Below are 17,107 nucleotides of genomic sequence, written 5' to 3' on the forward strand. Positions count from 1 at the left end.
TGAGTGCCAGCTGAGACGGCGGCGGCAAGCCGATGCCCTGGCCCTTGAGCTCGTCCGTCGACTGGGCCAAGGTGGGGCCATGGATACCAAGAATGCTGATCAGCACGTGAATGCCTCCCTGCCCGAGGATGTCATGGCATCGGCGGTCGGCGTCGGTCGCCGTCGGCGCAGCCGCTCGCTGAGCCTGGCGCTGCCGGTGCTCGGGCTGAGCGCCCTCCTGCTCGCCGGCTGCAGCGCCGCCGACGACGCCGACTCGGATGACGGGGCCGATTCCTCGCAGTCCCAGGAGACCAGCGACGACGCCTCGACGGACGCCTCCGACGACACCAGCGAGCAGAGCTCGGACGATGCCTCGGAGGAGGCATCCGACGACGCCTCCGATGACTCCTCGGACCAGGCTTCTGATGACGCGTCCGATGAGGCCTCGAACGACGCGTCCGACGACGCCTCTGAGGAAGCTTCTGATGACTCCTCGGACGACGCCTCCGATGACGCGTCGGCGGGTGCCTCGGAGGGCTCCTCCGCCGCCGGCGGCGGCGTCGCCGCCGGCTCGGGCGTCCCCGCGGACTCCGCGCAGCTCGACGAGATCCTGGGCGCGGCCGAGGGCACGCTCGACGGCTCCACGGCCGTGACCATCGAGGAGAAGGGCGCCGCCGGCTGGAAGGTCACCGTGGTCGAGGGCTCCGACGAGCAGGAGGTCCGCGTCAGCGAGGACCTGTCCACCGAGGTCACCGAGACCGAGCAGGACGATCAGGACGTGGATCCCGCCTCGGTCGAGGTCTCCATGGCCGATGCCATCGAGGCGGCCTCCGCCGACCAGGACGGCACCGTCACCGAGGTGTCGCTGGACGAGGACGACGGCACGATCGCCTGGCAGGTCGAGTTCGACGACGAGATCGACGTGGACGTGGACGCGAGCAGCGGCGACGTCATCGGCGTCGACCGCTGATCCGGACCCTGCGCACGACGAAGCCCGCCCCCGCCGTGATGGCGGGGACGGGCTTCCTCGTGCAGGTCAGGGATCAGAAGGCGATCCCGAAGACCCAGACGGCCAGCGTCATGGTCACCGCGGTGTTGAGCACCAGGCCGATGAGGTTCAGCCAGATGCCGCCCTTGATCATCTGCGGGATCGAGACGTAGCCCGAGCCGTAGGCGATCGCATTGGGCGGGGTGGCCACCGGGAGCATGAAGGCGCAGGTCGCAGCCAGGGCCACCGGGATGGCCAGCAGCAGCGGATCCATGCCCATGCCCATGGCGATGCCGCCGGCCACGGGCAGGAAGGTCGCTGCGGTCGCGGTGTTGGAGGTCAGCTCCGTCAGGAACAGGATCCCCGCCGCGAACAGGACCACGAGCAGCACGACAGGAAGCCCGCCGAGCCCGGAGGCGACCTCGCCGATCCACTCGGTCAGGCCCGACGACGAGAACTGCGCCGACAGGGCCAGGCCTCCGCCGAACAGCAGCAGGACGCCCCAGGGGAGCTTGAGCGCGGAGTCCCAGTCGAGCAGCCGCACGCCGCGCGCAGCACCCGCCGGCAGCAGGAAGAGCAGCACGCCCACCGCCATGGCGATGCCCGCATCGGTGATCGGCGGGGTGTCCGCTCCGACCCAGTCCGTGACGAGCGGGACGAAGACCCAGGCCAGTGCCGCCAGCACGAAGATCACCAGCACGCGCCTCTCCCCGGCGGAGGTGGTGCCGAGCTTGGCCAGCTCGTCGTCGATCAGCTTCCGGCCGCCGGGGATCTCGTCGATCTCGGGCTTGAACAGGACCTTGGTCAGCAGGAACCAGCACGCGGCCATCAGGACGACGGCCAGCGGGACGCCCACGATCATCCACTGCCCGAAGCCGATCTGGACGTCGTGCTCGGAGGCCATGTAGCCCACCAGCAGGGTGTTGGGCGGGGTGCCGATGATCGTGCCGAGGGAGCCGATCGAGGCGGCGTAGGCGATGCCGAGCATCAGGGCCGTGCCGAAGTTGGACTTCACGGGGGTCGCAGCCGCGTCCTCATCGGCGTCGACGGGGTCGTCGATGGCATCCGATGTCTTGTTGACCAGCAGCAGCACCGAGATGCCGATGGGCAGCATCATGACCGCGGTGGCGGTGTTCGAGACCCACATGGACAGGAAGCCCGTGGCGATCATGAATCCCGCGATCATCTGCGGGGGCCTGGTGCCGATCAGCCGGACCGTGAGCAGGGCCATGCGCCGGTGCAGGTTCCAGCGCTGCATGGCCAGCGCCAGCAGGAAGCCGCCCATGAACAGGAAGATGACGTTGTTGCCGTAGGAGGCGCCGACGTCGTCCAGGGGCGTGGAGCCCAGGGTGGGGAAGACGATCAGCGGGACCAGAGCCGTTGCGGGGATGGGCAGCGCCTCGGTCATCCACCACACGGCCATGAGCACAGCCGTGGCGGCGGTCAGGCGCGCCTCCTGGGGGACGTCGCCGGGCATGGCCAGGTAGACCAGGATGCCCAGGACCAGGCCGACGGCCAGGCCGAGCCACTGGATCTGCACCGTGCGTGTGGGCTTGGCGGGCTCGCGCTGACCCGGGGAGAGCTGATCGATCTCTTCGTTGCGCCGCGGATCGGCCTCCTGGCCGATCAGGTGATCGCCGGGGACCTTGTGCCCCACGGGCGTGGAGCCTCCGCGGGGATGATCCGGGTGGGCGTCGTCGTTCGGTCCGGGAGCGGACCAGGGCAAGTTCGGCATGGAGGCCTCCGCATCGCAGGTGTGACGGGTGGCACCTCAGCCTATCTGCAGGAGGCTCCCAGCGCGCACTCGGGTTGCTGGATCGCAGGGTGCGAGCGGCGCTGGGAGCCTCGGTGCGGGACGCTGCCGGTCAGTCGGCCTGGATCGTGGCCAGGCGCTTGGTGGCCTCGAGCCCCAGGATCTCGTCGATGACCTCCCGGGTGACCCCGGAGGAGCAGTCGGTGACCAGGTAGCCGGTCGCCCCCTGGGTGACCAGGGCCTGGCGGTCGACATTCACCTGCTGCTGCGAGAAGACGCTGTTCACCGCGGACAGGACGCCAGGGACGTTCTCGTGGATGTGCAGAAGGCGCACCCCGGTGCTGACCCGGGTGAGCGTGACCTCAGGGAAGTTCACCGACAGCTCAGTCGAGCCGTTCTCGGTGTAGTCCAGCAGCTTGCCGGCCACGAACTGCCCGATGTTCTCCTGCGCCTCGGCGGTCGAACCGCCCACATGCGGCGTGAGGATCACGTTGGGCAGGCCCTGAAGCGGGGACTCGAAGGCCTCGCCGGCGGCCTTGGGCTCCTCCGGGTAGACGTCGATCCCGGCCCCGGCGATGTGCCCGGAGGCCAGGGCGTCGTGCAGGGCGTCGATGTCGACCACGTGGCCGCGCGAGAGGTTCAGGAACAGGGTGCGCGGGCGCATCTTCTCGAACTCGGCGCGGCCGATGAGCTCCTTGTTGGAGCCGCGGCCGTCGACGTGCACGGAGATGCACTCGGCCTTCTCGAAGAGCTCGTCCAGGGTGGCGCACTTGCGGGCGTTGCCCATGGGCAGCTCGTCGCGGACGTCGTAGAAGTAGACGTGCATGCCGATCGCCTCGGCGAGCACCGAGAGCTGCTTGCCGATGTTGCCGTAGCCGATCAGGCCCAGGGTGCGTCCGCGGACCTCATGGGCGCCCTTGGCGGACTTGTTCCACAGCCCGGCGTGCATGTCCCGGTTCTTGTCGGTGAGGTGGCGGGCCAGGGCGATGATCTCGCTGATCGCCAGCTCCACGACCGAGCGGGTGTTGGAGTACGGGGCGTTGAAGCACGGGGTTGCGGTGTCCGAGGCGGCCTCCAGGTCGATCTGGTTCGTGCCGATGCAGAACGCGCCGACCGCCATGAGGTCGGGTCTGGCCTCGAACACGCGGCGGGTGACCTGGGTCTTGGAGCGGATGCCGAGCAGATCGACTCCCTCCAGAGCCTCGATCAGCTCGTCCTCGTCCAGGGCGCCGGCCCGGGTCTCGACCTCGACCCCGTGGCGGCGCAGGATGTCTTCGGCTTCGGTGTGGATGTTCTCCAGGAGCAGGGCTTTCACGCATCCGATCCTATCGACATGCGCGCGGGGGGCTGTTCAGGGCCGATCGCGCAGGTCGATCCCGAAGACGCGGCGCACTGCGGTGACCATGTGACGGCCGTGCCTGCTGGTCGACGGCGTGGAGGCGAAGGGCAGGAAGCGTCCCGGGTGCTCGGGGTGGGTGATCTTCCCGTGCGTGGGCCCGGAGGTCGTGACCTCGAAGCCGGCCGCTCGCAGCCGCTCGAGCAGATCCCGCTGGGTGGTGGGGTACCGGGTCCCCTGCTTGCCCGACGCGCGCGGGGCCGAGCCCGGCTCCTCCGGCAGCGGCTGCTCGGGGCGACGGGCAGTGGCCCATCCGGAGCGGAAGATCCCCACCACGGCGCCCTCGGCCCGGGTCACCTGAACGCACAGCTCGCCGCGCAGGAAGTGGTCCGTGCGGCCCAGGTCGACGGTCCAGACGTCGTCAGGGGAGTCCACGGCCTCCTGCAGCTGCGCGAGCGTGGCCTCCCAGGCGCCCACCACGTGGACCCGGTCCTCCGAGAGCCGCACCCGCGAGCCGCGGGCCGTGGGAGCAGGCGCTCCGGAGGCGACGGTGTACAGGGCATCGGCAGGAGGCTGGGGTGCGGGGGCGGAGGGGCCGGCGCTGATCCGGGCGGCCACCTGCTGCCGCTGCCGGTTCAGGCGCTGCTGCTCCTCCCGCAGGCGCCGCTGCTGCTCTGCCTCCTCCGCGGCCTGCTGCGCTCTGCGTGCGGGGGCCGGGGTCCAGTCGACGGGCTCGACGGACAGCGCGGGGTCGCGTCGGCCGCGCATCACGGCGGGCGAGGGCGTGGGGCGGGGCTTCTTCGCCATCGTCGCCTCCTTGCCGGGCCTGCGTTGCCGATAGGGTTCTGTGCCGTGCGCTGTGACTATCACGACCGAGGGCTGTGCGATTCCTGCACCCTGATCGATCAACCCTATGCGCAGCAGCTGACGGCCAAGCAGGACGGGGTCCGGGCGCTGCTGGACGGCGGAGGCGCCGACACGTCCGGGCTCACGTGGCTGGAGCCCGTGGCCAGCGCGGAGTCGGGCTTCCGCAACAAGGCCAAGATGGTCGTGGCGGGCACCGTCCGGCACCCCACGCTGGGGATCCTGGATCCGCGCGGTCGCGGCATCGATCTGCGCGAATGCCCGCTGTACCCCGAGCCGATCGGACGGGCCCTCCCGATCGTGGCGGCGTTCTGCACCCAGCTTCGCCTCCTGCCCTACGACGTCCCCAAGGGCCGCGGCGAGCTCAAGCACGTGCTGGTGACCGTCTCGCCCGACGGCGAGCTGATGCTGCGCTTCGTCCTGCGCTCCGCGAAGCTGCTCGGGCGCATCCGCGAGCACCTGGGCCTGCTGCTCCAGGCGCTTCCGGGGCTGCGCGTGGTCACGGCCAACCTGCAGCCCGAGCACCAGGCGGTGCTCGAGGGCCCGGTGGAGCACGTGCTCACCGACGGCGACAACCTGTCCATGCCGATCAACGGCATCCCGCTGCGGCTGCGGCCGCGCTCGTTCTTCCAGACCAACACCGAGGTCGCCGCCGCCCTCTACCGCCAGGCCGTGGAGTGGGCGCGCGAGCTGGAGCCCGCAGAGGTCGTGGACCTGTACTGCGGGGTCGGCGGCTTCGCGCTGCACCTGGCGGCTGCGGATCGGCGGGTGCACGGCGTGGAGATCTCCGTCGAGGCGGTCGAGGCCGCGCGACAGGCGGCGGCCGAGATGGGCCTGCCGTCGTCGGGGCCCGGGGCGGTGACGTTCACGGCCGGCGACGCCACCGCCGTGGAGCGCTCGCTGGAGGGCGAGGTGCCGCTGGTGGTCGTGAATCCGCCGCGGCGCGGGCTGGGCGTCGAGCTGGCGCAGCGACTGGAGGACTCGCAGGTCCGCAGCCTGATCTACTCGAGCTGCAATGCGCGCACGCTGGCCCGCGACCTGGCGGCCATGCCGTCGTGGCGCCCGGTGCAGGCGCGGCTTCTGGACATGTTCCCGCACACCGGTCACAGCGAGACCGCCGTGCTGCTGCAGCGGCGCTGAGGCTCTCAGGAGGCCAGCAGGTCCTGAGGGGTCCCCAGCGCCGGCAGGTCCAGACGGCCTCCGCCGGCGAAGCGGCGCAGCTGCTCGTTCGAGGTGACGGTCCAGTTGCGGCCCAGGCTGCCGTACGGCGGCTGCGAGCGGATGTTCAGGGTGTACAGCTCCGGGTCCTGGAACGGGGCCAGGATCCGCCGCAACAGGTCCTGGACGTCGTCGCGGTGCAGCAGCCGCCATGTGCGCGGGTGGATGCGCCGCAGGATCCGCACGCCGTCGATGAACTCGATCGAGGCGTCCTGCTCGCTTCCGGCGATGCCGACGGTGAGCCGCCCGGGGGCGGTCGAGCAGATCGTGTCCACCCCCAGCACCAGGTCCTCGATCAGGTGGGTCGTGGACAGCAGGCGGCCCTGCAGCGCCGGATCGGTCCGAGCCGCGGCGCCCTTGAGCCCGAGGGCGTGCAGGAGACGGCTCAGGCCCTGCCCGGGCCCCGGGCCGCACGGCACCTCGAAGCCGAGCAGATATCTGCCGGGGCCCTCCGGCTCCAGGACGCAGCGCACGTGCGAGTCCTCCTGCGCCAGGAGACGGCCTCCGCGGGCGGCCTCCGCTGGGGAGGCGTGCTCGGTGCATTCGTCGAAGACCGCGTCAGCCAGGGCGGCGCAGGCCTCGAAGCTGGTACGGGTCAGGTCGTCGAAGACCGCGCGCGGCTCGCGGCGCACGGTCTGGTACTCGACGGTCACGCAGTCGTAGGCCCGGGAGCGGGCTCTGAGGTCATGGGCGTCGGTGCGGGACATGGGCAGGTCCTGGTGATCAGGCCGTCCAGCTTCGGGGGAGCGGGACGACGTGGCGGGAGAGTCCGTGATCGATGGGGGAGTCGACGACGGGATGTTGCGCGGACTCGAGGGCGGCGGGCAACCGCCTCGAGCCCGCTGCCGAGGAAGGGCCCTGCGGGCGCCGCGGAGGCGGGTAGGCCCCGAAGCGCCATGTCACAGGGCGTTTCCGGCAGTGGACTTCCATCATGGCGGAGTCGGACGTGGACCGCTGATCGAGGGATGTCCCCAGATCGGGGGACGCATTCCGTCGTGGTGGGGGGCTATACGGCGGTGGCTGAGGGTGCCACGGCGGGCCTCCTGCGCGACATCGCAGGTCGGGGGCCTGTGCGAAATCGCATGAAGTGAAGTCGGATGCATCCGTGGCCGGTGTGGAGCGATGTCCACGCTTGGGCCTGCATCGTGCGCCCCGCACGACCTCGCTGATGCGGGGCGCACAGCTGGCGCACTCAGTAGCCGGCCTGCGGATCGACCACGCCCTCGAGCTCGTCGTCGGCGGCGAAGGCCCGCAGGTTGCGCTCGATGCGAGCGAAGATCAGCGGGCGGATCATCTCCATGGTGTCCGCGGTGTGCGGGGTGATCAGGCACCGCTGCTGCTCCCAGAGGGGATGGCCATCGGGCAGCGGCTCGGGGTCGGTGACATCGAGCGCGGCCCCGGCGATCTGCTCGCGCTCCAGGGCAGCGACCAGGGCCTCGGTGTCGATCAGGCCGCCGCGGGCGATGTTCACCAGGATCGCATCGGTGCGCATGGACTCCAGCTCGGCCCGCCCGATCAGATGGTGCGTGTCCCCGGTCAGGGCGGTGGCCACGATCACGACGTCCTGGAACGGGAGAATCTCCGGCAGGTCGTGCACTCCCACGGTGCGATCGGCCTCCGCGACGGCCTCGGGTCGGCGGCGCACGGCGGTGACCTCGACGTCGAACACGTGCAGCAGGTTCATGATCCGCCGCCCGATCCCGCCTGCGCCCACCACGACGGCTCGCATGCCGTGCAGCGACCGCCCCGAGCGCGGGGCCCAGCTGCGTGCCACGACCCTGCGCGGCAGCTCGCGCAGCAGGGCCAGGGTCAGTGCCAGCGCGTGCTCGCCGACAGGATTCGCGTAGGCGCCCTTGGCTGAGGTCCAGGCGATGTCCGGGCGACGGCGCATGGATTCCGCGAAGGCCTCGATGCCCGCCGAGGGCAGCTGGACCCACCGGATCCCCTCGTGCTCGACGGCGGCCACCAGGTCCTGCGGATCGGCCCCGTACGGGACGACGACGGCCTCCGCCTCCGCCGGGTCCTGCACGAGGCGGCCTCCGCCGTCGACGATGGCCTGTCGGAAGCCGTCATCGTCGACGGGCAGCATGTGGATGCGGGGCTGGGACACGGGGGCCTCCTGAGGTGTCGTGGTCAGGGTCTGGGCCCCATCCTGCGCCATGGCGGTGCTGCGCGCTCGGTTCCGCGCACTCGCTGCGGTGCGCTCAGCCCTTCGACCGCACGCGCACCGCCGACAGGGCGCAGGCGATCACGGCAGCCGCCCCCAGCAGGGTCAGCCAGGTGAGCTGCTCGCCCAGCAGCAGCGCCGCCCAGATCAGGGACAGGATCGGCTGGGCGAGCTGGACCTGGCTGACCTGCGCCATGGGGCCGATGCCCAGTCCGCGGTACCAGGCGAAGAAGCCCAGCAGCATGCTCACCACCGACAGGTAGGAGAAGGCGGCGCCTCCCGCGAGCGTGGGGGTCGGCGGCGTCCAGCTCCAGCCCCACGACCACGAGCTCCCCGAGCTGCGGCGGATGGGGAAGGCGCGCCACGCGGATCATCGGCCCCACCACGTCGACCCGGAACCCGCCGCGCCCGCGCGATCCATGGACGCGCACGCGACCCTAGAGCCGGTGGGCGCCCTGCGGCGGCTCCTCGAGCAGATCGGCCAGCGCGCCGGGGGGGGGGCACCGGGCCCTCGAGCGGCACCGATACCGCCCGAGCGTGCTCGTGGTCGTGGTGCGCGGCGGACTGCTCCCGCAGCAGCCGAGCCAGGGGCAGCGGATCGACGGGGTCGTCGTCGGCTGCGGTGTCGAAGACCAGGGCCGGGTCGATGCCGCCGCGAACGGCCCGCACGATCGGCACGTCGGGATTGCGCGCGCGGACGCGCTCGCAGATGCGGGCGACGACAGCCTCGAGCTGCTGCTCGTCGAACAGATCCGCCTTGCCGATCACCACCAGCGTGGCCGCCGCAAAGCGGTTCGGTGGGGTCTCGCGGGTGTTCACGGTCTGGAAGTGGGCCACGGCGTCGATCACCTGCCCGGAGACCAGGGCGGCATCCACGTTGAGCTCACCGAAGTCGTTGACTATCACACCCAGCCGCGCGCCGGGCGCGCGCAGCAGGTGGTTGAGCAGGCTCGTCTTCCCGGCGCCCAGGTGGCCGGTCAGGGCGATCACGGGGACGCGGGCGGTCATGGGGCTCCTCGGCCGAGGCGGGTTCTGGAGGCCGTGCAGAGGGGCCACGGTGCGCGGGAGGTCAGAGCCGAGCCCTCATGTGCCTATAGTCACATGACCTGATCACGACCCAGGGGGGGCTCCCATGGAACAGTTCATCACCGCCGCGAACGGGATCCTGTGGAGCCTTCCGGTCTCCTTCGGCATCCTCGCCCTCGGTCTGTACTTCACGATCCGCATGCTCTTCCCGCAGGTGCGCCTGCTTCGGGACATGGTCGGCCAGCTCATCCACGGCGGGTCGTCGTCGGCGGGGATCAGCTCGTTCCAAGCCTTCGCCATGGCGCTCGGTGGCCGTGTGGGCGTCGGCAACATCGCCGGCGTCGCGACGGCCCTGTTCCTGGGCGGGCCCGGCGCCATGTTCTGGATGTGGGTCACCGCCATCCTCGGAGCCCCGGTGGCGGTCGCGGAGAGCTCGCTGGCCCAGCTCTACAAGCACAAGGTGCGCGGGGAGTTCCGCGGCGGGCCGGCCTTCTACATCCTGGAGGGCCTGGGCCGGAACTGGCGCTGGCTGGCGGTGGCCTACGCCGCGGCCACCGTGTTCGCCACGGTGATCACCGGTCCGCAGATCCAGGCCAACGCCGTCACCGCGGCCACCACGGAGGCCTGGGGCTGGAGCCCGCTGCTGGTCGGCCTGGGGATGGCCGCCCTGTTCTGCCTCATCGTGTTCGGCGGCATGCACCGTCTGGCGCGCACCGTGGGGCTCGTGGTGCCGTTCATGGCCGGGGCGTACATCGTCGTCGGGCTGATCATCATGGTCATGATGTGGACTCAGCTGCCGACCATGTTCGGGCTGATCTTCTCCAGCGCCTTCGGCGCCGACGCCGTCTACGGGGGCCTGCTCGGCGCGGCCGTGGCCTGGGGCGTGCGTCGGGCGGTGTACTCCACTGAGATCGGCACCGGTTCCGGCGCCCAGGCCTCGGCCGCCGCCCACGTCTCCCACCCCGCCAAGCAGGGGCTCGCCCAGGCCTTCTCCGCCTATGTGGACACGCTGTTCGTGTGCACCATGACGGGTCTGATGATCCTGGCCACCAACAGCTTCAACGTGCTGGGCCCGGACGAGGAGTCGCTGCTCACCGAGAACGTGCCGGGCGTGGAGGAGGGCCCCGCCTGGGTGCAGCTCGCGATCGACTCCGGACTGCCTGCTTTCGGGCCGTCGTTCGTGGCGATCGCCGTGTTCCTGTTCTCCTTCACCACGCTGCTGTCCTTCTCCTTCTACGCGGAGACGAACTTGGCCTACCTCATCCCGAACACGAAGGCGCAGGGGATCTGCATCGGGATCGCGCGCGCGCTGCTCGCCGCGTCCATGGTCTTCGGCTCGGTGCAGACCTCGTCGTTCGTGTGGTCCATGGCGGACTTCGGCCTGGGCCTGTACACGTGGGTGAACCTCCTGGCGCTGGTCCTGCTCAGCCCCACGGCCATCCGCCTGATGAAGGACTACGACCGGCAGCGCCGAGCCGGCGGAGAGATCGTGCTGGACCCCAGGGCGATCGGGGTGGACAACGCCCCGATCTGGGAGCAGATCCACGCCGCCTACGAGCGCACCGGCGATGTCGGTGCCGCCATGGATCATGTCGCAGACACCGCCCCGGACACCCGCGCCGTCGCGGTGGTGCGTCCGCGCAACTGAGCCCCGGCCGGCCTGCCCGTCCCGTTCGGCGCAGGGATCTGCCCCTGCCATCGACCGCTCCAGGAGCCCCACTACATGCAGCTCGACCTCCTGATCGACAACGCGTCCGTCGTCACCGGCGACCCCGCCCGTCCGTCGGCCCGTCGGCTGGGCGTGTGGCAGGGGCTCGTCGTGGGGGTCGACGGGCAGCTGGACGGACTCGCCGCCCGGGAGCGCCTGGATGCCGGCGGGCGCACGATCGTCGCCGGGTTCAACGACGTCCACACCCACAGCGTGTGGTTCGGGCAGTCCCGCCTGGACGTCGACCTGGAACACGCGCGGACCGCCGAACAGGTCTACGGGCTGATCCGCGACCGCGCTGAGCAGCTGGCTCCCGGGGCGTGGGTCACCTGTGCGGGCTTCGACCCCGGCCACCTCGACGGCCCCCAGCCCGACCGCGATGGCCTGGATGCGGCCGCCGCCGGGCGTCCTGTGCTGATCCGGCACAACACGGGCCATTCGCTCACGGTCTCCGGAGCGGCGCTGGCCATGGCGGGCATCGGCGCGACCGTGCGTCGGCAGCCCGAGGGCGGGCGGATCGTCACGGACGAGACCGGGCGGCCCACAGGCCTGCTCGAGGAGACCGCCATGCCCCTGGTCACGGGGCTGCTGCAGCCGGAGTCCCACGAGCACATCGGACGTTGCCTGGAGCGGGCCTCGCAGGAGTACGCCGCCGAGGGCATCACGTCGGTGACGGATGCCGGGATCGCCGGCGGCTGGATCGGGCACAGCCCGCTCGAGTTCGCCGCGTATCAGCGGGCACGGGAGGCCGGCCTGCTGCGCACCCGGTTCCAGACCATGGTCACCCTGGACGGGCTGAAGGCGATCGACGGCCACCCCGACGACGGCACCCACACCACTCTCGGTGCGGGCATCCGCACGGGAGCCGGTGACGAGTGGCTGCAGATCGGCCCGGCGAAGGTCTTCACCGACGGGGCCATGCTGGGGATGACCGCGGCCATGTCGGAGGATTACTGCTTCGCCGGGCACGGGCGCGGCTACCTTCAGCAGGACCCCGGCGAGATGCGCCGCGCCGCCCTCTCCGCAGCGGCCGGCGGCTGGGCGCTGGCCATGCACGCGATCGGCGATGCCGCCCTGGACTTCGCCCTCGACGTGATCGCCGAGGCCCGCGAGCAGTTCGGGGCACCCGTGATGCCGCATCGCGTGGAGCACGGCGGCGTGGTGCGCGATGAGCAGGTGGTCCGGATGACCGAGCTCGAGGTCGTGATGGCCACCCAGCCCAACTACATCAGCGCGTTCGGCGAATCAGTTCGAGAGCGGATCGGTGACGGTCGCGTGCAGCTGTCGTATCCGGCCGGGCGCCTGCTACGGGCGGGGCTCGTGCTGCCCGGCAGCTCGGACCTCCCGGTGGCCGGCGGCCGGCCGCTTGATGTGATCCAAGACTTCGTGCTGCGCCGCACCGAGGCGGGAAAGGATTACGGGCCCGAGTCCGAGCGGCTCACGGTCGAGGAGGCGCTGCACGCCTACACGGTGGGCTCGGCCGAGGCCACGGGCTGGGACGGGTACAAGGGGCAGCTGGTCTCGGGTCAGTTCGCGGATTTCGTGGTCCTCAGCGACGACCCCCGCGCGGTGCCGACTGATGTGATCGCCGAGATCGAGGTCGTGGCCACCGTCGTGGGAGGGCGGTTCGTGCACGGCGGGCTGTAAGAGACCGCCGCACCTCCGGCGCCGATGAGAGCTGTCGGATGTCCGGGACCGGTGCTCGAAGCCGGACACCCGACAGCTCTCGCGATTCTCCAGGCTCCTGCAGATCAGCGCCGCCGAGGGGACGCATGGGCGGCGATTCAGGACCGGGAAGGCGTCGGCTGCGTCCTCTCGACGGCGGGCGGGTGAATCCCGCTGGGCGGGCTGCGAGACGAGCGAGCCGGCGCCAGGCCGGGCCTATGGAGACTGCTGCGCGAGTTGGCACACCTCAACCTGACACTTCTGCTGCATTGAGCACCACCCTGCGTGACAGTTACGGCGCCGTAGGCGTCCCTGTGCCACAGGGTCCGAATCGGCAGTTTCGTGACACATCTGCGCCGTGGGGTATACCCAATAAGGACCCTGTGGCTCAGGGCGACAGGTGGCTGGCCGCGTGATCCGGAGGGGACATAGCCCCTCCGCTGACGCCGAGCGCCGCAAGGTCACTCAGAATCCTCGTCACGAGCGCATCCTCGCTCATGCGTTCCGGGAGGAGCACTTCACCCGGGACTCCGAGGGTGTCGCGTTCGACGTACCAGGACGCGACCTCGTCGTCACTCACGATCCCGGCGATGGGCTTGAGTGCATGGCGGCGCAGCGTCTCAGCGAGGCTCACATCCAGGTAGTACACGAGAGCCGGCCCGTCGTGGCCGGTGAGCAGTCGCTGGAACATCTGGCCGTAGCGCGCCACTTTGAAGATGCCTTCGAGGATCACTGTGCGCCCCCGCGAGAGGCAGTGAAGCACCATGACCTCGGTCAGCGCGATAGTCGACACGGGGTTGTCGTTTTCTTCCCAGAGGACTTCTCGACGTACGGGGTCTTGGCCGATCACTGCGATACGCCCTCGGGGAAGGTCGTGTTGAACCTTCCGGGCGATGGTGGACTTCCCCGACGCCGAGTTTCCACGGAGGATCACAAGGGCCGGCGCTGATGTCATCGGCCCATCATGCCGTGGGCTTCCTAGGAAAGCGCTACGTTGTGGGCATGGCGAGCATCGTTCGACCCCTCAGAGGGCGCACGAAGGTCAAGATTCCTTACCAGCCAGGGTCGGGGAACCGTGACCTCCTCAAGCGGATCTGCGGAGAGCAGACTCGCCCCAGGTACAACAGGGACGAGAAGTGCTTCGAGGTCGCACGCGAACACTTCCGAGCCCTGATCGAGCAGCTACCGGGCGAGCTCGGGACCCGGGTGGAAGTCACCCTCCACGGGGCAACCCAGACGACGTGCGTGGAGGCATGCTGGAACGCCTCGCCTGAGACACGCTGGGACTGCGAGTGCTCATGCGCCGGCCAATACCACGGAGAGGGGGTGGGCCCCCGTTGATCGTCCGTGATGGCCTGGCTGTGGAAACCGAGTACACAACCCACACCTTCATCGTCTGCCCCTAGATGTTGTGGGGCATGAGGTTCTTGTCACCAGCGGCGTGCTCAGATGAGGCGAGCGGGCCCCTTAGCCACAGGATGGAAGTTCCTACACAACCCATCCACGGAAGACAGAGCCCGCTCATGCCCCACGCTAATGCACCACTGACCCCGACCGGCCGCCTGCGCATGATCGAACGCCACCTCCATGGCGGCATCCCCATCGCCCACGTGGCCGCGGAGTTCCGCGTCTCCCGCCCGACTGTGACGACCTGGGTGGCCCGTTACCGCGCTGAGGGCGCCCCGGGGCTGAAGGACCGCACCAGCCGACCGCACACGACCACCGGTCAGCTCGATCCGCTGCTCATCGGGCTGATCGAGGACCTGCGCAGGGAACGGAAGTGGTCAGCCCGACGGATCCATCACCACCTGCGCGCCGAAGGCCATGACCTGCATCTGCGCACCGTGGGCCGGTGGCTGCACCGACTCGGGATCTCCCGACTGCGGGATCTCACCCCGGCCGGGGAACAGCTGCGCCGGGCGCCACAGCGCATTCGCACGAGGCGGCCGGGGCAGATGGTGCACCTGGATGTGAAGAAGCTCGGGCGCATCCCCGATGGCGGCGGCTGGTGGGCCCATGGCCGTGGCAGCCAAGCGGCTCTGGCCTCCAAGCGCCAGGGGCGAGTCGGCTACACGTACCTGCACTCGGCCATCGATGGGCACACGCGCCTGGCCTACACCGAGGCCCTAGCTGACGAGCGTGCTGCGACCACAATCGGGTTCTTCTCCCGGGCGCGGGTGTTCTTCGCCGCTCACGGGATCACCGACCTGGAGCGGGTGGTCACGGACAACGGGAACAACTATCGCGCCGCCGACTTCATCCGTACGGTGCAGTCGCTGGCGGGCCGGCATCAGCGGATCCGCCCGTACACGCCTCGGCATAACGGCAAGATCGAGCGCTATAACCGGCTGATGGTCGATGAGGTCCTCTACGCGAGGGCCTATGACTCTGAGCAGGCCCGTCGGCAGGCCGTGAAGGTGTGGGTGAATCACTACAACTACCATCGCCCGCATACGTCCTGTGGTGATCAGCCCCCGGCCTCACGCACGCCGGCTCGTGTCAACAACGTCATGCCCTCCTACACCTAGACGTGGGCTGAGCTCACCCGCCGGCACGCAACGCTGGCCCGGTCACGATCGCTCGGTCGCGCGTCTTCACGACTCGCGATTCCACAGCCGGCTCTGGGCGTCGCGTAGGTACTGCTCTGCATCGGACTGGGTCAGCTCGTGGAAGGCGTGCCGTATCTCGTCGCGCGGTGGGATGCGGTCGTAGTGGTGGTAGAAGCCGTCGATCCACGCGTTCACGTCCGCGCTCGGTGGGCGCGGTCGGGGTGCCATGGGAGCCTTGGGGGCGGGCGGCGCCGGGGCACTCTGGACCGCACAGGTAATGGGACCACTTTTCAGGACGCCACGACCTGCAGGAGCTTCGGGCCTGACGAGCATCCCAGAAACCTTCGTTTTCGCACGAGCAACCCCGGACCAGGGGTTCCAGAACGATCACAGTTCAGCCGAGTGCAATCGATCCTTTGGCCGCCGTGGGTAGCCCGACGCCTGGCGGCAGAATCGGAAGCGTTGTAGCGGCAACTCGATGCGTGATAGTGCATGCTGAGTCCATGTCTATGAAGTTGCCCCCTGAGGAGCCTGCTGCTGGCCCTTGGAGCGCCATGACTCAGGCCGACCTCGTTCACCTGTTGTTCCGGGCAGCGGGAACGCCGGCTGAGCGGCCGCGAATCGTGGCTGTAGACGGCCGCGGCGCGTCCGGCAAGTCAACGTTAGCTAAGCGGCTCTGCCAGCAGGTGCCCCGTTCAGCGATCATCCACACAGATGACGTCGCCTGGTACGAGCCCTACTTCGCGTGGGGCCATCTTCTGGCTGACCACCTCTTACAACCCTTGCACCGCCGGGAAGACGTCTCCTTCCGCCCGCCTGCCTGGGCACTCCACGGACGGGACGGGACGATCGATATCTCCTCCGACCTGGATTTAGTTGTCGTCGAAGGTGTAGGAGCCAGCCAACGAGAGCTGGAAGACCTCATTGATGTCACGGTGTGGGTGCAGTCCGACTTCGCCGCAGCCGAGGAACGCGGCATCGCTCGCGACATCGCGGAGGGGGTCAACGGGGACACCGAGCAAACCATCGCTTTCTGGCACGAGTGGATGGCGGAGGAGTTGCAGTTCCTGCGGCGACAGCGACCGTGGGAACGAGCCGACGTGGTCGTCGCAGGAACCCCACCCATCGCGCTCGACGACGGCGAACTCGCTGTCGCACCCGGTGCGCGATCCTTGAGGATGCAGGGTTCACGCAGCACCTGAGACGCTCGTGCGGAGGTTGCGGACCCGCCAATAACCCCACGCGCACACCGGTCTCAGAAACGGTCACCGAGTCATAACCCCGTTCCGGGGGAAACGCCATTTCCGACACCGGCTGGCAGGTGTTGCGCTTCCCGATACCGGAAATGTTCGTTTACGGAACGGCCGCGGGGCTGCCCTGCTCATAGATCGAGACTGGACTCGTCGACGTATCCGCGACGGCCGATTGTGCGCCGGGCGTTTCCTACGTACTCGCTGGCGCGTACGTAGGTGTTACTGCCGGGGCCAGCGGGAATCCCTGTCCTGACTTGATGCATTGGCTTAGTGTCCCGGTTTTCCGGTGATCTGATTGATGATCAGGGCGGCGTTCTCAGGGATGTGCGGAGGGATCAGCTGGGTGTGTGAGCCGGCGCGGAGCAGCGCGGATTGGATCGGACGCAGGGTCGTGATGATCTTCTTCAGGCTCAGCCCGGTCGTGTTCTGCATGGATCGCGCGACCGCGAGAGCGGTGAACACGACCGTCAGGTGAGCTTCGATGGCGTCGCGTTGCCGGTGGAACATGGGTCTGGCCTGGAGGTCTGTCTTGCTCATCCGGAACGACTGCTCGACGTGCCAGAGGTCGTGGTAGCTGGAGTGAACCGGCCCAGGTTTGATG

The 17,107-nt window shown here is 69.6% G+C and carries 14 protein-coding genes and 2 pseudogenes; 6 read left to right on the forward strand and 10 right to left on the reverse strand.

Features of this window, described 5'->3' with window-relative positions; translation table 11 throughout:
• The first annotated feature begins 79 nt into the window (after positions 1 to 79).
• Complete coding sequence (locus tag OVA15_RS11720; protein WP_053446756.1) at positions 80 to 949, forward strand: PepSY domain-containing protein; 870 nt, start codon at positions 80 to 82, stop codon at positions 947 to 949.
• A gap of 73 nt (positions 950 to 1,022) precedes the next feature.
• On the opposite strand, the gene OVA15_RS11725 is transcribed toward OVA15_RS11720, so the two are convergent.
• The 3 genes from OVA15_RS11725 to OVA15_RS11735 all read right to left on the reverse strand — a co-directional run bounded on the left by OVA15_RS11725 (position 1,023) and on the right by OVA15_RS11735 (position 4,863).
• Positions 1,023 to 2,702 (reverse strand): SLC13 family permease, encoded by a 1,680-nt coding sequence (locus OVA15_RS11725; protein ID WP_006213722.1) that lies wholly within the window; start codon positions 2,700 to 2,702, stop codon positions 1,023 to 1,025.
• 130 nt (positions 2,703 to 2,832) lie between these two features.
• Positions 2,833 to 4,035, reverse strand: coding sequence for a phosphoglycerate dehydrogenase (serA, locus tag OVA15_RS11730; protein ID WP_053446757.1), 1,203 nt, complete (start codon positions 4,033 to 4,035; stop codon positions 2,833 to 2,835).
• Positions 4,036 to 4,071: 36 nt separating this feature from the next.
• Positions 4,072 to 4,863 (reverse strand): hypothetical protein, encoded by a 792-nt coding sequence (locus OVA15_RS11735; RefSeq protein WP_053446758.1) that lies wholly within the window; start codon positions 4,861 to 4,863, stop codon positions 4,072 to 4,074.
• A gap of 45 nt (positions 4,864 to 4,908) precedes the next feature.
• On the opposite strand from OVA15_RS11735, the gene rlmC reads away from it, so the two are divergent.
• A complete protein-coding gene (gene rlmC, locus OVA15_RS11740) occupies positions 4,909 to 6,060 on the forward strand; it encodes a 23S rRNA (uracil(747)-C(5))-methyltransferase RlmC (protein ID WP_053446759.1) in 1,152 nt (383 codons plus the stop codon).
• 5 nt (positions 6,061 to 6,065) lie between these two features.
• Here rlmC and OVA15_RS11745 read toward each other — a convergent pair whose 3' ends face one another.
• The 4 genes and pseudogenes from OVA15_RS11745 to OVA15_RS11760 all read right to left on the reverse strand — a co-directional run bounded on the left by OVA15_RS11745 (position 6,066) and on the right by OVA15_RS11760 (position 9,313).
• Positions 6,066 to 6,845 carry a hypothetical protein gene (locus OVA15_RS11745; RefSeq protein ID WP_268145140.1) on the reverse strand — a complete coding sequence of 260 codons (780 nt, stop codon included), beginning with the start codon at positions 6,843 to 6,845 and terminating at the stop codon, positions 6,066 to 6,068.
• A 485-nt stretch (positions 6,846 to 7,330) separates the two neighbouring features.
• Positions 7,331 to 8,248, reverse strand: a complete 918-nt coding sequence (locus tag OVA15_RS11750; protein WP_268145142.1) for a D-isomer specific 2-hydroxyacid dehydrogenase family protein — start codon at positions 8,246 to 8,248, stop codon at positions 7,331 to 7,333.
• A 94-nt stretch (positions 8,249 to 8,342) separates the two neighbouring features.
• Positions 8,343 to 8,606 (reverse strand): annotated as a pseudogene (locus tag OVA15_RS11755) (EamA family transporter); the annotation flags it as partial.
• Entirely contained in the window at positions 8,552 to 9,313 is a 762-nt protein-coding gene (locus OVA15_RS11760; protein WP_268145143.1) for a GTP-binding protein, read from the reverse strand. The pseudogene OVA15_RS11755 and the gene OVA15_RS11760, both read right to left, overlap by 55 nt.
• A gap of 124 nt (positions 9,314 to 9,437) precedes the next feature.
• On the opposite strand from OVA15_RS11760, the gene OVA15_RS11765 reads away from it, so the two are divergent.
• A complete protein-coding gene (locus OVA15_RS11765; protein ID WP_268145145.1) occupies positions 9,438 to 10,979 on the forward strand; it encodes an alanine/glycine:cation symporter family protein in 1,542 nt (513 codons plus the stop codon).
• 75 nt (positions 10,980 to 11,054) lie between these two features.
• Entirely contained in the window at positions 11,055 to 12,686 is a 1,632-nt protein-coding gene (locus tag OVA15_RS11770) for an amidohydrolase (protein ID WP_268145147.1), read from the forward strand.
• A 406-nt stretch (positions 12,687 to 13,092) separates the two neighbouring features.
• Here the strand turns inward: OVA15_RS11770 and OVA15_RS11775 are convergent, their stop codons facing one another.
• Positions 13,093 to 13,659: an AAA family ATPase gene (locus OVA15_RS11775; RefSeq protein WP_268145149.1), complete on the reverse strand. Its 567-nt coding sequence runs from the start codon at positions 13,657 to 13,659 to the stop codon at positions 13,093 to 13,095.
• 568 nt (positions 13,660 to 14,227) lie between these two features.
• On the opposite strand from OVA15_RS11775, the gene OVA15_RS11780 reads away from it, so the two are divergent.
• A complete protein-coding gene (locus OVA15_RS11780; protein ID WP_268145151.1) occupies positions 14,228 to 15,232 on the forward strand; it encodes an IS481 family transposase in 1,005 nt (334 codons plus the stop codon).
• A gap of 66 nt (positions 15,233 to 15,298) precedes the next feature.
• Here OVA15_RS11780 and OVA15_RS11785 read toward each other — a convergent pair whose 3' ends face one another.
• On the reverse strand, positions 15,299 to 15,448 hold the full coding sequence (locus tag OVA15_RS11785; RefSeq protein WP_006213710.1) for a hypothetical protein: 150 nt from the start codon (positions 15,446 to 15,448) through the stop codon (positions 15,299 to 15,301).
• Positions 15,449 to 15,807: 359 nt separating this feature from the next.
• Here OVA15_RS11785 and OVA15_RS11790 point away from each other — a divergent pair, with 359 nt between their 5' ends.
• Entirely contained in the window at positions 15,808 to 16,455 is a 648-nt protein-coding gene (locus tag OVA15_RS11790) for a uridine kinase family protein (RefSeq protein ID WP_200860716.1), read from the forward strand.
• Between the two features lie 318 nt (positions 16,456 to 16,773).
• Here OVA15_RS11790 and OVA15_RS11795 read toward each other — a convergent pair.
• Positions 16,774 to 17,091, reverse strand: a pseudogene (locus OVA15_RS11795) (IS1634 family transposase); the annotation flags it as partial.
• Positions 17,092 to 17,107 lie beyond the last annotated feature (16 nt).

This window comes from Kocuria sp. SL71 (assembly GCF_026672465.1).
GTDB classification, from domain to species: domain Bacteria; phylum Actinomycetota; class Actinomycetes; order Actinomycetales; family Micrococcaceae; genus Kocuria; species Kocuria palustris.